Below are 17,777 nucleotides of genomic sequence, written 5' to 3'. Positions count from 1 at the left end.
GCGTAGGACGGGTTTGAAGACCGGTTGCTGGTGCGATATCCGTCGGTGCCGATGATGTTGTCACCGTCGATGTCCAGCGTCTTGGCGGGCGTGGTATTGCGCCAGCCAATCGTCTGATCGTCGTTCTTCGTCTCGATATTGTCCTGGCTGCCGACGAAGTTGATCGATGCCGCCTGCGCGAAACCCGTGGTGGCTAGGACCGCAGCCGCAAGGGCAAGCCTGCGATCAAATCTCTTTGGAGTCAGGGGATGTGGGGAATTCATTATTGATGCAGGCCCTTTCGGGCGTGTCTGCACGCAAATCAGACTCGGGGACGAAACGTTACAGGGTTTCGCGTGTTTTAGGGAAGAATGGGGCTTTCCCGTCACGGGGATCCGAAATCAGCGCCCGGTCCCACCAAAAGAGGTCACCTGGACGTGGTCGATATCGAGATGCCCGGCGGAATCGTTCGCGGTGCCAAGCGCCGATATTTCGAGAACGAGCGACGACTCCGCAGGCAAGTGGCCTGGAAATTCACGGGAATCCCAGGAAAAGCCCACCGGCGTCACGCTATTGGGCGATCCGGGTGGCGTCCGGCCCGTGATTTCGTTGAGCACCACGGAATCGCAGAGCAGCCGGATACGATAGCCGGCGAAAGGAGAGGTAACCGCGGCGTCCCGGCTTCGGCAGCCGATCCCGACGCTGACGGTGTAGGTTCGGCCCTCTTCGACCGGACCGAGCGAGCGACGGATGATGCCGGGCAGGCCATTGGTGGCCAAGGTCGCGAGGGTGGGACCTTTCATCGCATCCAGGAGACCACGGGCCTCGGAGTCATCGACGAGATCGGGATGCCGGTAGCGCTGGCCGTTGCCGCTCGGATTGAAGCGGCTCACGGGTCCGCTGCACTCCCAAACCGGGATGCCTCCCATCTGCGTGGCTCCTTCCCCGAGACCGAGGGGCGGGAGGAAGGTCAGGACCCGGCCGCGGAGCGAGGTGCGCGCTGAGCCGACGACGAGTTCGGTTTCGGAACGGTCGGTGAGATTTCGAACGATAATGCGCCCCGTACCAAAGCGGACCGGCTCGTTGAAGACCAGGGTTGGAATGCCATCGAACGCGGCGTCAGAGGTACCCGGCGCGGGATCAAAGCTTGAGGTCAACGGCGAACTCGTATCCGGCTGCCCGCTCTGGTCGCCATCTCCCGGGAGGCCTCCCGGAGGGGGCGTTTGATCGACACCGGGCGTTGCGAAGATCCGCAGATCATCAAAGGAACTGAATCCATCCTTGGAGGAGAGCGCGATGCCGAGAGTTTGGCCGGTCGCTTCCTCGGCAGTCGCCGTAAAACTCAGCGTCTGGCTTCGAAGCCAGGCGTTCTTGGCCGGGTCGAGCCGGATCTCGGCGAGAGGCGCTTCATGCCCCGCATCGCTGCCGTAGAATTGGACGACCGCCTGACTTGGGAACCTGGCGGGGCAGTTGCCGACATCCAGAATCAGTTGGTAGGTGGTGCCGGCCCGTATGGGTTCGCCGAGATCCTGCACAACCGTGCTATCCGCGGGAACAAGGAGGCGCCGGGACCCTTCGGTGGCCTTGGGGAGTTCCGTGTAGGTGTTGAAAAGGACGCTCACTCCCGACACCTCCCGCCAGTGAAGAGGAGCCTTGTTGCCGGGATCATCGGTCTCGAAACTGGGATTGCGGATCCGCAGCTCTTTCGAGGTGGAAAAGCGCCAGGGATCGTCCTTGGAGATGCCGGCGAAGCGGTTGCCGGCCTGGTCGATGATAGCGGTCCGATCCATGTGGATGGCGTATTCGGTTTCCGCGCGAAGACCGGACTCGAAGTCCTCCACGAGGATCTGATGGACTTGGTCCGGGAGCTGCCGCCGGAAGTGCTGAGATGGTTCTTTCAGATCCTCCAAAACCTTGGTGCCACCGAGGGCGATGGCTCGTGGAGCGGCAATCACTTCTCCCGGTGCATCCTCCCCCGAGCCGTCGATCCGGACGCTTCCCTCGGTCACATGCAGAAGAACCTTGCCGGAGTCCGCCGGCAGATGAATCCCGAACGCGGTGCCGAGATCGACGATGCGCTGGTGCGGAGTGCTGACGGTGAAACCGTGACCGTCGGCGTCGGGCACTTCGAAGAAGGCCTTGCCGTGGTCGAGGTGGACGAGGCGTTCGTCGATGAGCCTCAGGGAGGCGGGGGCTTCGAGGATGGCGCGCACCTTGTGGGGCAGCGCAATTTCGGCCACGCCGTGGTCGAGCTGGATGGACGATCCCGGGACGAGGGCGTTGCCGCCCGGTGAGTCTTCCCCGTGGGTCAGGGAGAAGGCCGAGCCGGGTGCCGTTCGGAAGGAGGCCAGGGCGGGCGCGGTCTGCGGCGCCATGATCATCCACAGCGCGATGCCGCAGAGCATCACGAGCGCGGCGGCGGCCAGCAGGGAGATCTGGGCCCCCCGTCGCCGCTGCATGGCCATGACCCGGTCGATCGGCACGACCGGGGTTTGCTTGATCGAGGCACGCAGCTCGCCGGCGCGTTCCAGCCCGCAGTGCAGGCCGGTGTAGAGCCGGTAGTCGGCGAGTGCTTGCGGATTGGCGAGCAACTCGGCTTCGAGTTCGGCGAACTGCTCGGCGGAGATCTCGCCGTCGAGAAGCAGCTGGATCCGGGAATGGAGTTTGTCGCGGGTCATGCGGATTCTCCGGCGAGGGTGGCTTCGACGCAGCTTTTCAGCGCGTCGCGGATGCGGTGGAGGGCGATGCGGAGGCTGCCGGGGCTACGGCCCGTTTCCTCGGCTTGTTTCTCCAGCGAGTGACCCGGGGTGTAGCGGGCACGGATGAGGGTGCGTTGGTGGTCGGTGAGTTTCTCGACGCAACCTTCGAGCGCGCGCAGAAGTCGATCGTGGTTGTCTCCGGCGTGGGTGTCCTCGGCGATCGTGTCGATCAGCTTCTCGGAAAACACCAGGCGCCCGTCGCGTTTCGCCCGGTCGAGCTGGTGCATCACCTGAATGCGCGCGATCTTGAAAGCCCAGGCGGTGAAGTTCGTGTCCGCCTTGAAACGGCCCCGTTTCTGCCAGAGCACGGCATTGGTATTTTGAAGGACGTCGTGGACATGGGAATTGCCGGGCAGCAACGAGTAGATGAAGGCCCGGAGCTTGTCCTGGTGGGCGATCAGCTGCTCGACGTAGCTTTGAAGCTCGGAGGAGTTGTCTTTGCGGGAACGCACTTGGTTTCCCGCGTATCAATCGGGAGCGTTGAATGTTACGGAAATCCGCGATTGGGGCCGGGCGGCAAAAAAGCCGGCCCCCCGTGGGAGGGCCGGCTGGGGAAGGGACTGGAGCGGCCTTACGGCTGGACGTCGATCGACGCGTATTCGCCGTCCTTGCGGCGCCAGATGATGCTGAGGCAGTCGCGGCGGGCGCTCTTGTAGAGGATGAAGGGCTTGTCGGAGAGCTCGAGCTCCATGACGGCGTCCTCCTTGTACATCGTCCGCAGCGAGTAGCGTTCCTTGTGGAGGAGGAAGGGCTCGGGGTCGTTTTCGGATTCCTCGGGGTGGTCGAGGACGGACTCGTCGAAATGGCTCTCGTCGATGTAGCGGATCGATTCGTTGCGATGCGGCCGCCGCTTCTTCATCAGGCGGGTCTTCTGCTTGCGCATACGGCGGGCGATCTTGTCGATGGTCTCATCGATCGCGGCGTACATGTCCTGCCCTTCGGTGTGGGCCTCGATGACGATGTGGTTCGTACAGAATAGGAGAATCTCGGCGATGTGCCGGTTCTTCTGGACGTCCAAAATCGCCTTGGCCTCGATGATGCGCGGGTAGTCGAGGTTGAGACCCTCGATCTTCTTGTTGGCGTAGTCGCGCAGCGAGTCGGTCACGGATTCGTGACGGACCGTCACCGTGATGGGCAGGTTCACGTTTTCAGTTTGCATCGTGTGTTGCTAGTTTCGGTTTGGTGTTGCGGACAGCCGGTTCTATCCGGCTCGTCCATTACCGAATCTGGGCCAAAAACCATCAGGATGCCATGAAGATCTGGGGAAATCTGTGGCATCGCTGAGATTCCCTCAGCGCAGTCGTTTTCGGAGGTCTTCGACGGTGGAGGCGACCTCCAAACCCAGAATTCCGGGTGGTTCGTAGCCCCAGGCGACACCGAGAAAAGGGACTTTGGCGGCCTCTGCGGTCTGGCGGTCGATGGTGGAGTCGCCCACCAGCAGGGTGTCGTGCGGCTGGATTCCCCAGAAATCGAAGATCGGCTGGAATGCGGCGGGATCGGGCTTGCGGGGCGAGCCGTCGAGCTGGCCCCTTACCAAGCCGAAAGGCTCGTCGGGAAAGAGGTGGTCGACGATTTCGCGGGTGAAGGCGTCGGGTTTGTTGGAAAGGACGGCGAGTCGCCGGCCTTGGGCGGCGAGCGAATCGATCAGCCGGGCGATGCCCGGGAAGAGCGAGGTGCCCGAGGTCCAGCTTTCGGCGTAGTGGTGCTTGAAACCGGTTTCGACCTGGCGGGCGAGCTCGTCGCTCGCCCCGGTGGGAATGGCACGGCGGCACAGCATGAAGGCCCCGGAGCCGACGAATTCCCGCACTTTGCCCTCGGGATGCTGCGGCAGTTCCTGCTCGGCGAGCGCCGCATTCAGCGCGGTGGCGATGCCGGGGAGCGAGTCGACGAGGGTGCCGTCGAGGTCGAAGACGATGGCCGGAGGCACCTTGTCTCAGTAGGTGATCAGGCTGACCAACTCGGCGTCGGTGAACTCCGACGGGTAATCGGCGGCGATGAGGAGGGCCTCGGTGCGGACCATGTCGTCGAGCACGTCCAGCGTTTCCGTCGCCGGAGGAGTGGTGCCAACGAGGGCGGGGGCTTCCTGGGCGTCCTGCTGCTGACTGATCACGAAGATGGCAACGGCGGCCGTTGCGGCGGTGGCGAGCCCTCCGAGCGAAAGCGGCACCCAGACCCGGCGCCACCATGGCTGCTGGCTCCCGGCGAGCCGTGCGGCTCGGACGGTGTCATCGACAAAGCGCGGTCCCGCCTGATGACGGGGCGACTGGCGCAGCAGGTCCCAGAGGGGATCCTTGGGGTCGATTTCGGGTTCGCGGTTCATGTCGAAGGGATCTTCTGCCCGAATGAACCCCCGGGCCAGTGGGAAGTTGCGGGAAATCGGGCTAAACTCCGCGGCGGTCGCCCCAGAGGCGGACGTGGAGGCGGTCGCCGAATCGCCAGCCGCGGCTGAGGCAGGCGTCGACGAGGGCGGGGCCGTGGCGGTCGAGAGCTTGGGCGGTGCGGCCTTCGGGCATGATGAGGATGTGTTCGGCGGGCAGGGAAAAGCGTTCGGCGAGGATGTCGATCTCGTCGAGGTCCTCCGGCCGGGCAGCGACGAACTTGAACCAGGCCTTGGGGCTCGAGGCGAAATGGGCGAGGGCCTCGGGGACGAGCCGGAGTTTTTCCGGCATGCCGGCGTGGGCGAGCTTGGGTGAGACGTTGAACTGGTCGATGGCGTCCTCGAAATCCGGATCAGGGATCAGGGTGCCGTTGGTTTCGACTTCGAAAAGGTAGGCCGGATCGCGTTGCCGAAGGTGGCGGATCACCTCGAGCCAGTCGCCCTGCTGAAGCAGCGGTTCGCCGCCGGTGAGCACGACGCGGGGGCACGGGTGGCGGGCGATCTCCTTGGCGACTTCGGCGGGCGGAAGCTCGATGATGACCTCGGCCTTGTCGTGCTTCGCCCCGCCGGGTTGCGCGTCCTTGTCGTGTTCCCAGGGAGTCCCGGCGAAGTTCCACGTGTACTCGGTGTCGCACCAGCGGCAGTGCAGGTTGCAGAGCGAGGCGCGGACAAAGACGGCCGGGCTGCCGGCGCTGATGCCTTCGCCCTGGATCGTGTGGAAGATCTCGGGGCCGTCGTTGAGTCTGGCGAGTTTCACGCGGGAAAAGGGGCATTGCCAAAACGCCAGGTTCCCGGGTTTGGAACTTGGGACTTGGCACTTGGAACTTCGAGCGGAAGCTCGTCGCATGAGCATCATCACCGGACGAGGCGACGACGGGAAGACGGATCTGTTGTTCGGCAGGCGGACCGACAAGACCGGACGGCGGGTCGAGGCGCTGGGCGCGGTTGACGAATTGAACTCGGCGCTGGGTCTGGCCCGTGCCTCGGGATTGGAGGAGGGACTGGAGGAGCTGGTGGACGAAGTGCAGGAGAAGTTGGTCGGCCTGATGGGTCAGCTGGCGTGCCTGCCGGAGGATGCGGCGACCTATGACGAGAAAGGCTACGCCAAGGTGGTGGAAGCGGATGTGGGCTGGCTGGAGCAGCAGGCGGGGATCTACGAGGACCGGGGGGTGCGATTCAAGGGCTGGGCCCGGCCGGGTGCCGAGCATTCGGTGGCGCGTGCCGGACTCGACCTGGCGCGGTCGGTGGCCCGCCGGGCCGAGCGGCGGGTCTGGGAGCTCCACGAGCAGGAGGGACCGCTGCCCCAACCGGTCCTTCTCTTCTTCAATCGGCTGTCGGACCTTTTGTGGATCCTTGCGAGGGTAGATGCTGAAAAGCTGAAACACTGAAACACCGAAACACCGAAACACCGGCTACCGCAGCCTGACCCAGGTGGCTCCCCAGCCGCCGGATCCTTCGCCGGCGGGGTATTGGAACGATTCGACCTCGGGCAGCTTGCGGAGCAGGGCATGAACGCCCTCGCGCAGGGTGCCGGTGCCCTTGCCGTGGATCACGCGGACGTGGTGGATGCCCTCGTGGAGGCATTCCTCGAAATAGGCGGGCAGCAACTCGCCGATCTCCGAGGGACGAAAGGTGTGGAGATCGAGTTCGGGGGTGATCGGGATGCGGTGGGCGTCGTCTTCGATGGGGGGAGGGTCGCGACCGTGGGGTTGTGAATCAAGGCTGAGGATGACGGGACGTGGATGGATCGGGCGCAAAGCGGCGATCGGCCGGTATTTTTGAGAGCTTCTTTGCGAATCCTGCTGGTCTCATCCTTCCTGTTTTGAAGTTGATACCGCGGCTGGAAGCCACGGTCACGGCCAGCGGCTGGAAGCCGCAGCTCCATGTTCTCCATGATTTTTTCCCTTTTCAAAGGGGCGGGGTGGGCATAGGGATCCGCCCTCCGGTAATGGTGGCCGTAGCTCAGTTGGTAGAGCCCCGGATTGTGATTCCGGTTGTCGCGGGTTCGAGTCCCGTCGGTCACCCCACCTTTTTCCCCGGGAACTGAGTCCGGGGGAAGGAGGAGGCCGGACCGATACCGACATGGAGAGCCTCGAAAGCCGGCTGGATTACAAGTTCAGGAACTCGCTTCTGCTCGCGGAGGCGATGACCCATCCGAGTCTCGCCTACGAGTCCCAGCGGCCTCATTTCGACAACCAGCGGCTGGAGTTTCTCGGCGACGCGGTGCTGCAGTTGATCCTGACCGAGGACCTGTTCCGGATGTTCCCGGATTTTCCCGAGGGCAAGCTGACCAAGCTCCGGTCGAGGCTGGTCTCGCGGCGGGCGCTGGCGCGCTTCGCCCAGACCATCGACCTCGGCGACTACGTGCTGCTCGGCAAAGGCGAGGAGGCCACCGGCGGAAGGCGGCGGGTTTCGACCCTGGCCGATGCCTTCGAGGCGCTGATGGGTGCGGTGTATCTCGACGCGGGATACGAGCCGTGCCGGGAACTGGTGCTGCGGCTTTTCCAGAAGGAGATCGAAGCCTTGGCGGGAAGCCCGGAGGAGAAGAACCCGAAGGGCGAACTCCAGGAAGCGCTGCAGGCGATCGAGCCGGAGCCACCGGAGTATCACATCGTTTCCGAGGCCGGGCCGGACCATCGCAAGGTCTTCACCGCACGGGTCGAGTGGCGGGGGATGGACCTGGCCACGGGCAAGGGCAAGAGCAAGAAGGAGGCCGAGGCGCGGGCGGCGGCCGAGGCCCTGCGCGTGAGGGTCTGGGAGAAGGCGGAGTGAGGCTGGACCGCCGATCTCCGAATCGGCATTGCCGAAGGAGCCGATTCGGAGATCGGCGGTCCGCTTGACGGGCCGAGGGTCACGCCCGCATCTTCGAGTAGCCCCTCAGGTAGCCGACGCACTGGGCGATCTCGACCGGATTGGTGTCCCAGTTGTGCTCGTATTCGATCACGACGTTGCCGGTGAAGCCGTGTTTCCGGACTTCGTCGAGGATGGCCACAAGATCGATCACGCCGGTGCCGAAGGGGCGGTCGTGGGTCCATTCCTCGATGCCGGCCCGGTCCTTCATGTGGAAGGCGTGGATGCGGGGTGCGATTTTTTGAACCGCTTGCAGCGGGTCGAGGGCCGAACTGGCCCAGTGGCCGAGGTCCGCGCAGTAGCCGATCCGTTCGTCCCGATCCTCGATGGCGCTCCGGATGGTCGCGGGGTTCCACAGCTTGGTCGGCTTCGGGTGGTTGTGGAATCCGATCCGCAGGTCGTACTCGATGGCGAGTTGCTCCAGTGTGTCGAGGGCGTCGATCGATTCGGTGTTGATCCCCGAGACACCGAGAGCCCGGGCGAACTCGAAGATCTCACGCGCCCGCGCCTCGTTCTTCGGCACGTCGACGACGCCGAAACTCAGGGGCCGGATGCCGTGTTCGGCGCAGTGTTCCAGAATGGCGGGCACCTGTTCACCGGCCTTCGCGGGGTCGAGCCTGGCGTCGCCGAGCGGTCCGCCGATCTGCTGACCGGGGAAGATCTCCACTGCTCCGGCCCCGGTGGCGGCGGTGAGCTCGATGGCCTCGAAAAGAGTGAAGCTCTTGAAGGACCAGCACTGCACGGCGATGGCGAATCCGGCGGGGGTGACGGCTTCTCCGGGAACCGGCTTCCCGTGGGAACGCAGGGCGGCCAGGATCGATGCGGCCGGGATCCAGCGGAGGAGCTTGCGACTTTTCATGGCTGAACGGAGCGACTTGCCACCGGGTGGCGCCTTTCATTCGTCTCGCCGCGGTTGACTCCGGATTCCGGCAACTCGCGGATTCACCGGTGATCGTGACCTTCGAAGTGCTCGCGCAGCAGGTCGCGGCCGAAGTCGCCGTTGAAATCGCGCCAAACCGCGTGGATGTGGTTCGCGTCGTTCTGGGTGTTGGCGCACTCCATCAGGAAGGTGGGACTCTGGATGCGGTAGTAGAAGGCCTCGCCGCGTTCGAGCGATCCGGCCCAACCGAAGTGGACGGCCTCGATCCCGGCCTCGCGGATTTTCTTCATGTCGGCCTCGGCGACATCGGCACGGTAGCGTCCGGTGTATTCGCTGATGAGTTCCATCAGCGCGCCGCGCTGCGCCTCGCTCATGTCCCCGGCGGCGATGCCGACCGCTTCGAGTGGCTTCACCGTGGGTTCCTCGCGGGTCAGGATCTCGTCGATCGCCTTGTCGCTGAAAAGCACCTCCTTTTTTCCCGACTCGAGCAAGGCGGCGGCGAGCGCGCGTCCGAGATCCTCCTCCGCCGCGAGCGGTCGCAGGCCCTTGTGTTCGCCCTCACGAATCTCCGCGGGGTTCGAGCCGAGAAAGGAGGGCGTTACGGACACATCCTCGCCGAGGACGGTGACGTTGATCGAGACATGGTGGCCTTCGAAGCGCATGCCCCATCCTTTCGGGGCACCGGGAGTGCCGAAGATCGCGACGAAGTATCTCTCGGGGTCGCGGAATTCGGGGCGCTTCTCCATGGCGCCGAGCAGGGCTTCCGCCGTGATGACCTGGGCCGCCTTCATCGCGCCCTTTTCCGAGAGAATGGTGTTCACCAGTGCGACGGCGGCGTTCTTCTGGCCCTCGGTCATCGCCTTGAGCGGGAGCCCCTTGCGGTCCCTCGGGGTGTAGTGCCAGTTGGTGCGCTCGGCATCGTCGAAGGCAAAAGTCGCGCGCGCGGCACTGGCTTCGTCGAGACTCTCGAGGAAGGCATCGGCCGCGGCGGCCAGTTCAGTGTGGGCTGGCTTTTCCTCGGCGATGAGAAGCGGCGCGAGCAGGGCCATGGCGAGGGCGGGGAGTTTCATCTTGGTTGGGGTGATGAAAACCATGGTCTGACGAAGCATGCCGGAAGACTGGCATCCGGAGTCCGGGGATTCCAGAGGCGATTTGTGCTTGATCTGGCGGGGCTGCGGAGACTCGATCCCCACAGGATGATCTCGCTTTCCAAACGATGCCTGTTCAGTGGTTTGCTGATTCTCGGAAGTGCCGGGCTTGCCGCCTGCTCCGCGGGCCGTGCCACGGCCGAATGGCTGAAGGAAGATCCGGGTGCCGGCCGGGCGACATCCGGTTCGCAGGAAAGCGCCTACGACATCATCTCGAGGTTGGGCTCGGAAGAGCCGCGACCGGCCAAGCCGGAGCCTGAACCCGAGCCGGAACCGGTGGTTGTCGAGGCACCCAAGCCCGAGCCGAAGCCCGAACCGGCGCCTGCCCCGAAACCGCCGCCCAATGACGAGGTCGACCCTTCCACGCTCGATCTGAGCGGGGACTTCCCCACCGCCCGCAAGGCGGATCGTGATGGCTACGTGCTCAGCCCCTACAATGATCGCAAGATCAAGGTGGAAGGCATTCCGAGCGGCAGTCTGGTGGCGGACCCGAGGTTCCCGCTGGGCGACCGAAAGTATTTCATCGTGCCCTGATCCTGCGAAAGAAGCGTGGGACGCTGTCCCGCCGAGTGATCTGAGGACCAGCGTTGGACCCGGTCGGCAGAGGTCGAAGCGGAGCTTCGACCATCGGCTCGCAAAGCAAAGCTTTGCGCCACGGGATCAGGCGAGCACGTCCTTGACGACCTTGGCCGGCTCGACGCCGGTCAGGCGCTGGTCGAGGCCCTGGTGCTTGTAGGTCAGACGGGTGTGGTCGAGGCCGAGCTGGTGCAGGAGCGTTGCGTGCAGGTCGCGGATGTGCACCGGATTCTGCGTGATGTTGTAGCTCATGTCGTCGGTCTCGCCGTAAACCTGCCCGCCCTTCACGCCGCCGCCGGCCATCCAGATCGAGAAGCAGCGCGGGTGGTGGTCGCGACCGTAGTTGGTCTCGGTGAGCTGACCCTGCGAGTAAACGGTGCGTCCGAACTCGCCGCCCCAGATGACCAGGGTGTCTTCCAGCATGCCGCGCTGCTTGAGATCCTGGATGAGGCCGTAGCACCCCTGGTCGACGTCCTTGCACTGCGAGGTGAGGTCGCGCGGCAGGTTGCCGTGCTGGTCCCACCCGCGATGAAAGATCTGCACGAAGCGGGTGCCGCGCTCGAGCAGGCGGCGGGCCATCATGGCCGAATTGGCGAAGGTGCCGCGGACCTTGCTGTCCTCACCGTAGAGTTCGTGGACATGCTCCGGCTCGCCCGACATGTCGGCCAGTTCCGGCACGCTGGCCTGCATCCGGAAGGCCATTTCATACTGCTGGATGCGGGTCTGGATCGATGGGTCGCCGACAACCTCGTAGGACTTCTGGTTCATCGCATTGAGCCCGTCCAGCATCGAGCGCCGGAGGTCCCGCGAGATGCCCGGGCTGTCCTTGAGGTAAAGCACCGGGTCACCCTTCGAGCGGAAGGCGACGCCGGCGTGCTTGCCGGGGAGGAATCCGGCACCCCAAAGCCGGGCCGAGATCGCCTGCACGTTGGCGTAGGGCGAACTGTGGGTGGCGTGAAGCACGACGAAGGTCGGAAGGTCCTCGTTCATGCTGCCGAGTCCGTAGGACAACCAGGATCCCATCGACGCCTTTCCGGCCTGCATGGAGCCGGTGTAGACGAGCTGGTTGGCCGGCTCGTGGTTGATCGCCTCGGTGTGCATCGATTTGATGATGCAGATGTCGTCGGCCATCTTCGCCGTGTAGGGCAGCAGCTCGGAAATCCAGGCACCGGACTGGCCGTGCTGCGCGAACTTGAAGATCGACGGCGCCAGCGGGAAGGCGGCCTGGCCCGAGGTCATTCCGGTGAGGCGCTGGCCCTGCTCGGCGAGATATTTCTTGAGGTCTTCCTTGAAGCGTTTCTGCAGCTCCGGCTTGTAGTCGAAAAGGTCGATCTGCGACGGTGCCCCGATCAGCGAGATGTAGATCGCCCGCTTCGCCTTCGGCGCGAAGTGCTGCAAATGGGCGAGATCCGGCGCGGGCGTCTCGGCCGCGTGGCCGATGCCCGTGCGCGCCATGAGGGACGAAAGCGCGGCGACACCGAGGCCGGTTCCGTTCTTGCGGAAAAACTGACGGCGGTTGATCGCCGAGTTGTAATCGAAAACTGAATTCATCGTGACGCGGAGTTAGGGATTACTTCGTGAGAGTCTCGTCGAGGTTGAGGATCTGGCTGGCGACAATCGTCCACGCGGCCAGTTCCGGAGCGGGAGTGCCGGGCTCGGGTTTCGATTCGCCGACGCCGAGCAACTGTTCCGCGGCATCCGGCTTCTCCAAATACTCGGCAAAGGCCGCCTCGAGGGTCTGGCGGGCCATGCGCCGTTCGTCGTCGTCCAGTAGACGCGAGATCAGCCGCTGACTGATGAAGTCGAGGCGGTCATCGAAGTCTCCATGGGCGAGGGCCCGCTGGGCGAGGTTGCGGGCGGCTTCGACGAACTGGGGATCGTTCAGGGTGACGAATGCCTGCAGCGGCGTGTTGGTCATCTCGCGGGCCACGCAGGTCACCTCGCGGGTCGGGGCATTCAGGATCTCCATCGCCGGATGCGGCGCGGTGCGTTTCCAGAAGGTGTAGATCGAGCGCCGGTAGAGTGACTCGCCGCTGTCCTGCTGGTAGTTGCGGGTGTTCGACTGGGGCATGGCGACGGCACTCCAGATGCCTTCCGGTTGGTAGGGCTTCACCGGTGGGCCGCCGACCTTCGGTGACAGCAGGTCGGAGGCCGCCAGGGCGAGGTCGCGGAGCTGCTCGGCATCGAGGCGGTAGCGGGGACCCCGCGAGAGCCACTCGTTCGACGGGTCGGCCTCGAGTTTTTCGGAGCTGACGACCGCGGACTGACGGTAGGTATCCGACATGGCGATCTGCTTGATCATGTGGCGGTAGTCCCAGCCGGAATCCATGAACTCGTAGGCAAGCCAGTCGAGCAGCTTCGGATGAGTCGGGCGTGCGCCCATGATGCCGAAGTCGCCGACCGTTTCGACGATGCCCCTGCCGAAAAGCTGGGCCCACAGGCGGTTCATCGTGACGCGGGCGGTCAGCGGGTTGTCCCTCGATACCAGCCACTTGGCAAGGCCCAGACGATTCTTCGGCAGGTCCCCGGCCATCGGCGGCAGGGATGCCGGCGTGTCGGCGGCCACCTTCTCCCCCTTGTCGGAGTAAACCCCGCGGTTGAGGATGTGAGCGAACGGTTCGGAACCCTTTTTCTCCTCCATGACGAGGGAGATCGAGCCGCGGTGCCTGATGTCCGCGAGTTCCTTGTCGAGCGGCGCTTTCTTGGCACGGAGGTCGATCGAGGGTTGGTCGACGTAGTTGAGGAAATACTCGAAGACCTTGTTCGACTGATCGTCGTTCCACTGGTCCCGCGGCGTGCCGATGATGCCCGCGATCTGGCCGAGGCCGGAGAGCCGCTTGATTTCATCCGGCGTCAGCAGGCGTCGATAAAGCCGGAAGTCCTGCAGCGCGACCTTGCCGCCGGTGAGCTTCGAGTCGCCGCCGGAGCGGGAGCCCAGGATCAGCGGGGCATCGCTGACGATGTTGCCGCCCACCGTGTTGGGATCGGAGCCCATGCGGGCCCGGTCGCCGTTCACGTAAAGAGCGAGGGCCTGGTGGCCGGCCTGGCGTCCGTCGAAGGTGACCATGACGTGCTGCCAGCTCTTGGTGCCGATGCCGCGGCCACGCCGCATCTTGTTCGCGGCGTGCGGCCACTCGTCGATGATGTGGACGGCGGGCTTGTCGCCCTCGAGGAACAGATCCCAGCCCCGGAAGTCCGGCCCCGGGCCCATCCGTGAAATGACGGCGCCGTTCGGATTTCCCTCGAGGTAGATATACCCGCCGAAGGTCACCTGGTCACCGCGGGCGAAGGAGGCATGGTCACCCAACTCGATGGGTTGCCGGGAAACCACGGGCGCCTTTCCCAGCGGGCCGTCGATGCGCTCGACCTCTACGGGCCACTCGTAGGTTTTACCCTCCGAGTATCCCTTGATCGGGCCTTCCGCGTCATTGAGCGGAAGGTATAAGGCGAGGGTGGAATCGATGTCCCTCGGGTCCTCCATCGCGGGCGAGGTGACCCATTCCTCGAACAACGGTTTGGCAGCCTTGCTGCGGCTGGCCAGGGCGGTGTCGAGTTTCGAGATCTCGTCGTTGAGCTCGGCGTAGCGTGCGCGATCCTCGGGCAGCGGCACGAAGATGTTGGGCGGATGGTTCGCGTCGTTGCGGTCCATCGCTCCCATCGTCGTGTTCCGGAAAAACGCGTTGAAGGCGTAGGTGTCCTTCATCGAGATCGGATCGAACTTGTGGTCGTGGCAGGAGGCGCAGCCGACCGTGAGGCCGAGCCAGACCGCCGAGGTGGTGTCGGTCCGGTCCTGGGCGTAGATCGCCTCGTACTCCTCGGCGATGGCCCCGCCTTCACCGGTGGTCGGGAGGCAGCGGTGGAAACCGGTCGCCACGATCTGGTCGAGCGTGGCATCCGGCAGCATGTCGCCGGCGATCTGCTCGATCGTGAACTGGTCCCACGGCATGTTCTGCTTGAAGGCGCGGATCACCCAGTCGCGGTAGGGCCAGATCGCGCGGTAGTTGTCGATGTGGATGCCGTGCGTGTCGGCATAGCGCGCGTTGTCGAGCCAGTGGCGGGCGAGGTGTTCGGCCGCGGCGGTGGTGTCGAGCAGGCGGTCGATTTCGGCCGAAAGCGCCTCGTCGCCCTTTTCCTGATAGTTCTTGAGGAAACGGGCGGTCGTTTCGGGTGCCGGCGGCAGTCCGGTAAGGTCAAAGTGAAGGCGGCGGTGGAAGCGGGCCGGAGCCTGTTCGGGATTCGGTGCGAGGCCGGCCTCCTGCATGCGCGATCCGATGAACTTGTCGATCGGGGAGCGGCCCCACTCGCCGTCGGGGACCTCGGGGTTTTCCACGGCGAGGAAGGACCAGTGGTCCTGGTACTCGGCGCCATCAGCGATCCAGCGCTCGAGCAGGGCGATCTGACGCGCGTCGAGTTCCTTGTGGGACTCGGGCGGCGGCATGATCGTTTCCGGGTCGTCGCTGTGAAGGAGCTTCACCAGCAGCGAGGCTTCCGGGTCGCCGGGGATGATCACCGGCTTGCCGCCTTCGCGCGGCTTCAGCGCGTCCTCGGCGAGGTCGAGACGCAGCGGCTCGCTCTCGGGCATCCGCGTTCCGGCATCAGGACCGTGGCAGTGGTAGCAGTATTCCGAGAGGATGGGCTGAATGTGCTCATTGAAGGTGATCTCCTTCGGCAGGTCGGGGGCTGTGGAGGGTGCCCCCGCTGTCGCTTCGTCCGTTGCCGGTCCCTCAAAGGTGGCGATCGGCTTTTCCCGGCACTGCATGAGATTCAGGGCGATCACACCCAATGCGGTGAGGGTGAGGAATGACTTCAATAACTTCATTATGGGGATCGGTGGACTATGCACTGGAAATGGATCGGGTAAATACCCGGGTGCCCCGATTTCTCTTTCAGTTCCGGCCTCCGTGCTGGTGGGCTGTGGGCATGCCGACCGCTGACCCCGAACATGCCTGGGAGCAGGACGCGTGCCCGCATCTGCCGGCGGCGGTGGTGGGCATGAGTTTTCGGGATGTGCGAGTGCTCGGCGAATGCCGGGATGAGCGGTTCTACGAAGCCACCCTGAGCTATGGGCAGTGTTTGTGGCGGCGGGGCTTGCCGGCGCAGGCGATTCTCCAGCTCGACCGGGCCTGGGGGGCGGACCTGACGGGCGATGAGGCGATCCTTCGGCAGTGGCCGTCGCCCTACCGGGCCTTGGCGTGGATGCTTGAGCGACGGGCCGAGGGGCGGTTCCTGGGGAATCCGGTGCGGCATTTCCAGCATCTGGCCAGCCGGGTGAGGGGAGAGCGCCGCGAAGTGCGCGCCTGGCGGGCCTGGGCCTGCCTGCATCTCTCCGAGCAGATTCTGCCGGCGGACGGCTTTCCCCGCGATGAGCGTCAGATCGAGCGGGAGGAGTTGATCATTCCGGGGCCGGACGAGGTGAAGGATCGACTTCAGGAACTTGGCTGGCCCGGTGAGGCAAGGTTGTGGGGGGAGACGGGTTCAGGCACCTCGTTTCCACGGGCCTGAGCGCGGTGGTTCTGGCGAGGAGATGTGCTGGCTCGACACGAGCGTGCCGGTCGCATGAAGTGAGAGCCGATGGTCTTTCTCGCTTCCACGCCTGATGCCGGGTGGACTCCGTTGATCGCTGCAGGCTGCGCACTGGGGGTTTCGCTCACGTCTGTCTTGGCGATCTGGAGCAAGCGATCCGGGAAGGCGCGTTTCCCCCAAGCGCTGCTGGGTCATCTCTTCGCGCTTTTGGCGGTTGCGGCCATCGCGTTCGGGCTGCGTGCCATCGGGGTCTTTCAGATCGAGTGGGCTCGGGGAATGAATGATGCATTCGACCCTGCCCAGGCTGCGGGCGATCTCGCGTATCTGGCGATGTCCGATGTCTGGTTCGCGGCCATCGTGGCATTCGGTTCGCTGATGGGCGTGGTTGCCGCATTCGTGCCCGGAAGAACCGGATTGGAGGGAGGAGCAGTCGAATGAAGGCGCTGCGAAGAGTGGTGGTGTTCGGGTGTGTCATTGCCGGTGCTGTGGGTTTGATTCTGCTGCTCAATCCGGACCAGTATCACACGCCCGAGCGGCGGGCGGCGAAGGCTCGGATGATTGAGGAGATCGCAGACCAGCTTGCAAGTTCAGCTCAGGGCTCACGGGATGAGGATGGGTCGTGGTGGAATGAGGAGATCATCCGGTTTTCGGACGGGTCGTGGATCGCCTACCGTGCCCAGTGCCACAAGGCCGATCCCAAGGTTTACGATTTGTTTATCGGCCGGGGATCGAACGGCAGGTGGTATTACTCCACCTATCATTTCTGCGTCGGGATGATGCTGCTCCACAGCACCGAGCAGCCGGAAAGCCTTGATGCCTTCGTTTCCGCCTACGCGCTTGAGGAATTCGATGGGCAGTCGGATGAAGCTCTCCGGCCGACCTGGCCAGCGTCCCAAGCCGGCTCAAGAGGCTGACTTGGGTGGGGATCTTCACGACCGGCAATCAGCGGCGTCTCACGGTGAATCCCGACTTCATGCCCAGTCTTCAACGGCAAGCCCCGGTACGCGGCGAAACTCGCGGGTATTGTGGGTGATCAGCATGGCGTCCAACGCGAGGGCATTGGCGGCGATAAGCATTTCCAGGGGGCCGATGGTCTTGCCGGCCTTTTCCACGGCTGCGCGGATGCTGCCGTAGTGCTGCACGCACTGGATGGGATCGAAGGCGAACTGCTCGAAAGGGACCAAGGTCCTTTCCAGGTCGGGGCGGCTTTCCTTGTAGCAGCCTCCGGCATGCAGACCATACTCCAACTCGGCCAAGGTGATTGCGGAGAGTCCCACGCGGAAGCCTCCGTCCAGCGCTTTTCGGCACGATTCACGGATCCGCCCGGCCGATTTGACCACCCGCGTCTCCCGCGCATTGCGGGGCTGGGCCAGGGCCGTGCCGCGCAGCAGCATGATGAAAATGTCGGTGTCGAGCAGATGGATCATCCGAGACCGGCGTTGAAATCCCTTTTCTGGGGTGTCGTCCGATCACGCCGCGTTACTGCGTCGAAGAACGCATCGTCCAGATTGCGGCATCCCTCCTCGAAGATCTCCCAGGGGTCGCCCTCGCTGATCAAGATCCCGCCAGGCACCCGGGTCAGCCGCACTTCCTTGCCGCTGACCCGGAACTCTTTTGGCAGGCGGATCGCCTGGCTGCGTCCGCTGGCAAAGACTTTGGCGGTGGTGCTCATCATTTGATAGCTA

The 17,777-nt window shown here is 64.4% G+C and carries 20 protein-coding genes and 1 tRNA gene; 7 read left to right on the top strand and 14 right to left on the bottom strand.

What is annotated here, in order from left to right:
* The 7 genes from ACG2LG_RS19920 to ACG2LG_RS19890 form a co-directional block, all read right to left on the bottom strand.
* Positions 1-296 (bottom strand): hypothetical protein (locus ACG2LG_RS19920; RefSeq protein ID WP_396262014.1); only part of this gene is annotated, 296 nt, incomplete at its 3' end.
* Positions 297-380: 84 nt separating this feature from the next.
* Positions 381-2,657, bottom strand: a complete 2,277-nt coding sequence (locus tag ACG2LG_RS19915; protein ID WP_396262012.1) for a FecR domain-containing protein — start codon at positions 2,655-2,657, stop codon at positions 381-383.
* Positions 2,654-3,190, bottom strand: a complete 537-nt coding sequence (locus ACG2LG_RS19910) for a sigma-70 family RNA polymerase sigma factor (RefSeq protein ID WP_396262010.1) — start codon at positions 3,188-3,190, stop codon at positions 2,654-2,656. Before ACG2LG_RS19910 ends, ACG2LG_RS19915 begins: the two co-directional genes overlap by 4 nt.
* 119 nt (positions 3,191-3,309) lie before the next feature.
* Positions 3,310-3,897 carry a ribosome hibernation-promoting factor, HPF/YfiA family gene (hpf, locus tag ACG2LG_RS19905; RefSeq protein WP_396262008.1) on the bottom strand — a complete coding sequence of 196 codons (588 nt, stop codon included), beginning with the start codon at positions 3,895-3,897 and terminating at the stop codon, positions 3,310-3,312.
* A 132-nt stretch (positions 3,898-4,029) separates the two neighbouring features.
* Positions 4,030-4,665, bottom strand: coding sequence for an HAD family hydrolase (locus ACG2LG_RS19900; protein ID WP_396262006.1), 636 nt, complete (start codon positions 4,663-4,665; stop codon positions 4,030-4,032).
* A 6-nt stretch (positions 4,666-4,671) separates the two neighbouring features.
* Positions 4,672-5,058: a hypothetical protein gene (locus ACG2LG_RS19895; RefSeq protein ID WP_396262004.1), complete on the bottom strand. Its 387-nt coding sequence runs from the start codon at positions 5,056-5,058 to the stop codon at positions 4,672-4,674.
* 61 nt (positions 5,059-5,119) lie between these two features.
* Entirely contained in the window at positions 5,120-5,872 is a 753-nt protein-coding gene (locus tag ACG2LG_RS19890) for a 7-carboxy-7-deazaguanine synthase QueE (protein WP_396262002.1), read from the bottom strand.
* A gap of 88 nt (positions 5,873-5,960) precedes the next feature.
* On the opposite strand from ACG2LG_RS19890, the gene ACG2LG_RS19885 reads away from it, so the two are divergent.
* Positions 5,961-6,503, top strand: a complete 543-nt coding sequence (locus ACG2LG_RS19885) for a cob(I)yrinic acid a,c-diamide adenosyltransferase (protein ID WP_396262000.1) — start codon at positions 5,961-5,963, stop codon at positions 6,501-6,503.
* Positions 6,504-6,527: 24 nt separating this feature from the next.
* Here the strand turns inward: ACG2LG_RS19885 and ACG2LG_RS19880 are convergent, their stop codons facing one another.
* Positions 6,528-6,872 (bottom strand): Smr/MutS family protein, encoded by a 345-nt coding sequence (locus tag ACG2LG_RS19880; RefSeq protein WP_396261998.1) that lies wholly within the window; start codon positions 6,870-6,872, stop codon positions 6,528-6,530.
* Positions 6,873-7,066: 194 nt separating this feature from the next.
* On the opposite strand from ACG2LG_RS19880, the gene ACG2LG_RS19875 reads away from it, so the two are divergent.
* Together ACG2LG_RS19875 and rnc are read left to right on the top strand one after the other, a co-directional pair.
* Positions 7,067-7,142, top strand: a tRNA-His gene (locus tag ACG2LG_RS19875).
* 55 nt (positions 7,143-7,197) lie between these two features.
* The gene (rnc, locus tag ACG2LG_RS19870) at positions 7,198-7,887 is read left to right on the top strand and encodes a ribonuclease III (RefSeq protein WP_396261996.1); all 690 of its coding nucleotides are present in this window, start codon (positions 7,198-7,200) and stop codon (positions 7,885-7,887) included.
* Between the two features lie 79 nt (positions 7,888-7,966).
* Here rnc and ACG2LG_RS19865 read toward each other — a convergent pair whose 3' ends face one another.
* Both ACG2LG_RS19865 and ACG2LG_RS19860 read right to left on the bottom strand, forming a co-directional pair.
* Complete coding sequence (locus ACG2LG_RS19865) at positions 7,967-8,824, bottom strand: sugar phosphate isomerase/epimerase family protein (protein WP_396261994.1); 858 nt, start codon at positions 8,822-8,824, stop codon at positions 7,967-7,969.
* 83 nt (positions 8,825-8,907) lie between these two features.
* The gene (locus tag ACG2LG_RS19860; RefSeq protein WP_396261992.1) at positions 8,908-9,915 is read right to left on the bottom strand and encodes a DUF3500 domain-containing protein; all 1,008 of its coding nucleotides are present in this window, start codon (positions 9,913-9,915) and stop codon (positions 8,908-8,910) included.
* A gap of 126 nt (positions 9,916-10,041) precedes the next feature.
* Between ACG2LG_RS19860 and ACG2LG_RS19855 the strand changes: the two genes are divergently transcribed.
* Positions 10,042-10,527: a hypothetical protein gene (locus tag ACG2LG_RS19855; RefSeq protein WP_396261990.1), complete on the top strand. Its 486-nt coding sequence runs from the start codon at positions 10,042-10,044 to the stop codon at positions 10,525-10,527.
* A 126-nt stretch (positions 10,528-10,653) separates the two neighbouring features.
* Here ACG2LG_RS19855 and ACG2LG_RS19850 read toward each other — a convergent pair whose 3' ends face one another.
* Both ACG2LG_RS19850 and ACG2LG_RS19845 read right to left on the bottom strand, forming a co-directional pair.
* Positions 10,654-12,120: a DUF1501 domain-containing protein gene (locus ACG2LG_RS19850; protein WP_396261988.1), complete on the bottom strand. Its 1,467-nt coding sequence runs from the start codon at positions 12,118-12,120 to the stop codon at positions 10,654-10,656.
* Between the two features lie 19 nt (positions 12,121-12,139).
* Positions 12,140-15,388: a DUF1553 domain-containing protein gene (locus ACG2LG_RS19845; protein ID WP_396261986.1), complete on the bottom strand. Its 3,249-nt coding sequence runs from the start codon at positions 15,386-15,388 to the stop codon at positions 12,140-12,142.
* A gap of 101 nt (positions 15,389-15,489) precedes the next feature.
* Between ACG2LG_RS19845 and ACG2LG_RS19840 the strand changes: the two genes are divergently transcribed.
* The 3 genes from ACG2LG_RS19840 (at position 15,490) to ACG2LG_RS19830 (ending at position 17,006) form a co-directional block, all read left to right on the top strand.
* The gene (locus ACG2LG_RS19840) at positions 15,490-16,071 is read left to right on the top strand and encodes a hypothetical protein (protein ID WP_396261985.1); all 582 of its coding nucleotides are present in this window, start codon (positions 15,490-15,492) and stop codon (positions 16,069-16,071) included.
* Positions 16,072-16,227: 156 nt separating this feature from the next.
* Entirely contained in the window at positions 16,228-16,530 is a 303-nt protein-coding gene (locus ACG2LG_RS19835) for a hypothetical protein (RefSeq protein WP_396261983.1), read from the top strand.
* Complete coding sequence (locus tag ACG2LG_RS19830; protein WP_396261981.1) at positions 16,527-17,006, top strand: hypothetical protein; 480 nt, start codon at positions 16,527-16,529, stop codon at positions 17,004-17,006. The genes ACG2LG_RS19835 and ACG2LG_RS19830 overlap by 4 nt, the downstream gene beginning before the upstream one ends.
* Before the next feature lie 57 nt (positions 17,007-17,063).
* Here the strand turns inward: ACG2LG_RS19830 and ACG2LG_RS19825 are convergent, their stop codons facing one another.
* Complete coding sequence (locus ACG2LG_RS19825; protein ID WP_396261979.1) at positions 17,064-17,519, bottom strand: PIN domain-containing protein; 456 nt, start codon at positions 17,517-17,519, stop codon at positions 17,064-17,066.
* Positions 17,516-17,764, bottom strand: a complete 249-nt coding sequence (locus ACG2LG_RS19820) for an antitoxin (protein WP_396261977.1) — start codon at positions 17,762-17,764, stop codon at positions 17,516-17,518. Before ACG2LG_RS19820 ends, ACG2LG_RS19825 begins: the two co-directional genes overlap by 4 nt.
* Positions 17,765-17,777: the final 13 nt, after the last annotated feature.

Origin of the sequence: Haloferula sp. A504 (genome assembly GCF_044385805.1) — a bacterium.
GTDB lineage: Bacteria > Verrucomicrobiota > Verrucomicrobiia > Verrucomicrobiales > Akkermansiaceae > Haloferula.
Note: the sequence above shows the minus strand (reverse complement) of the source record. Positions and strands in the feature narration are given on the sequence as shown.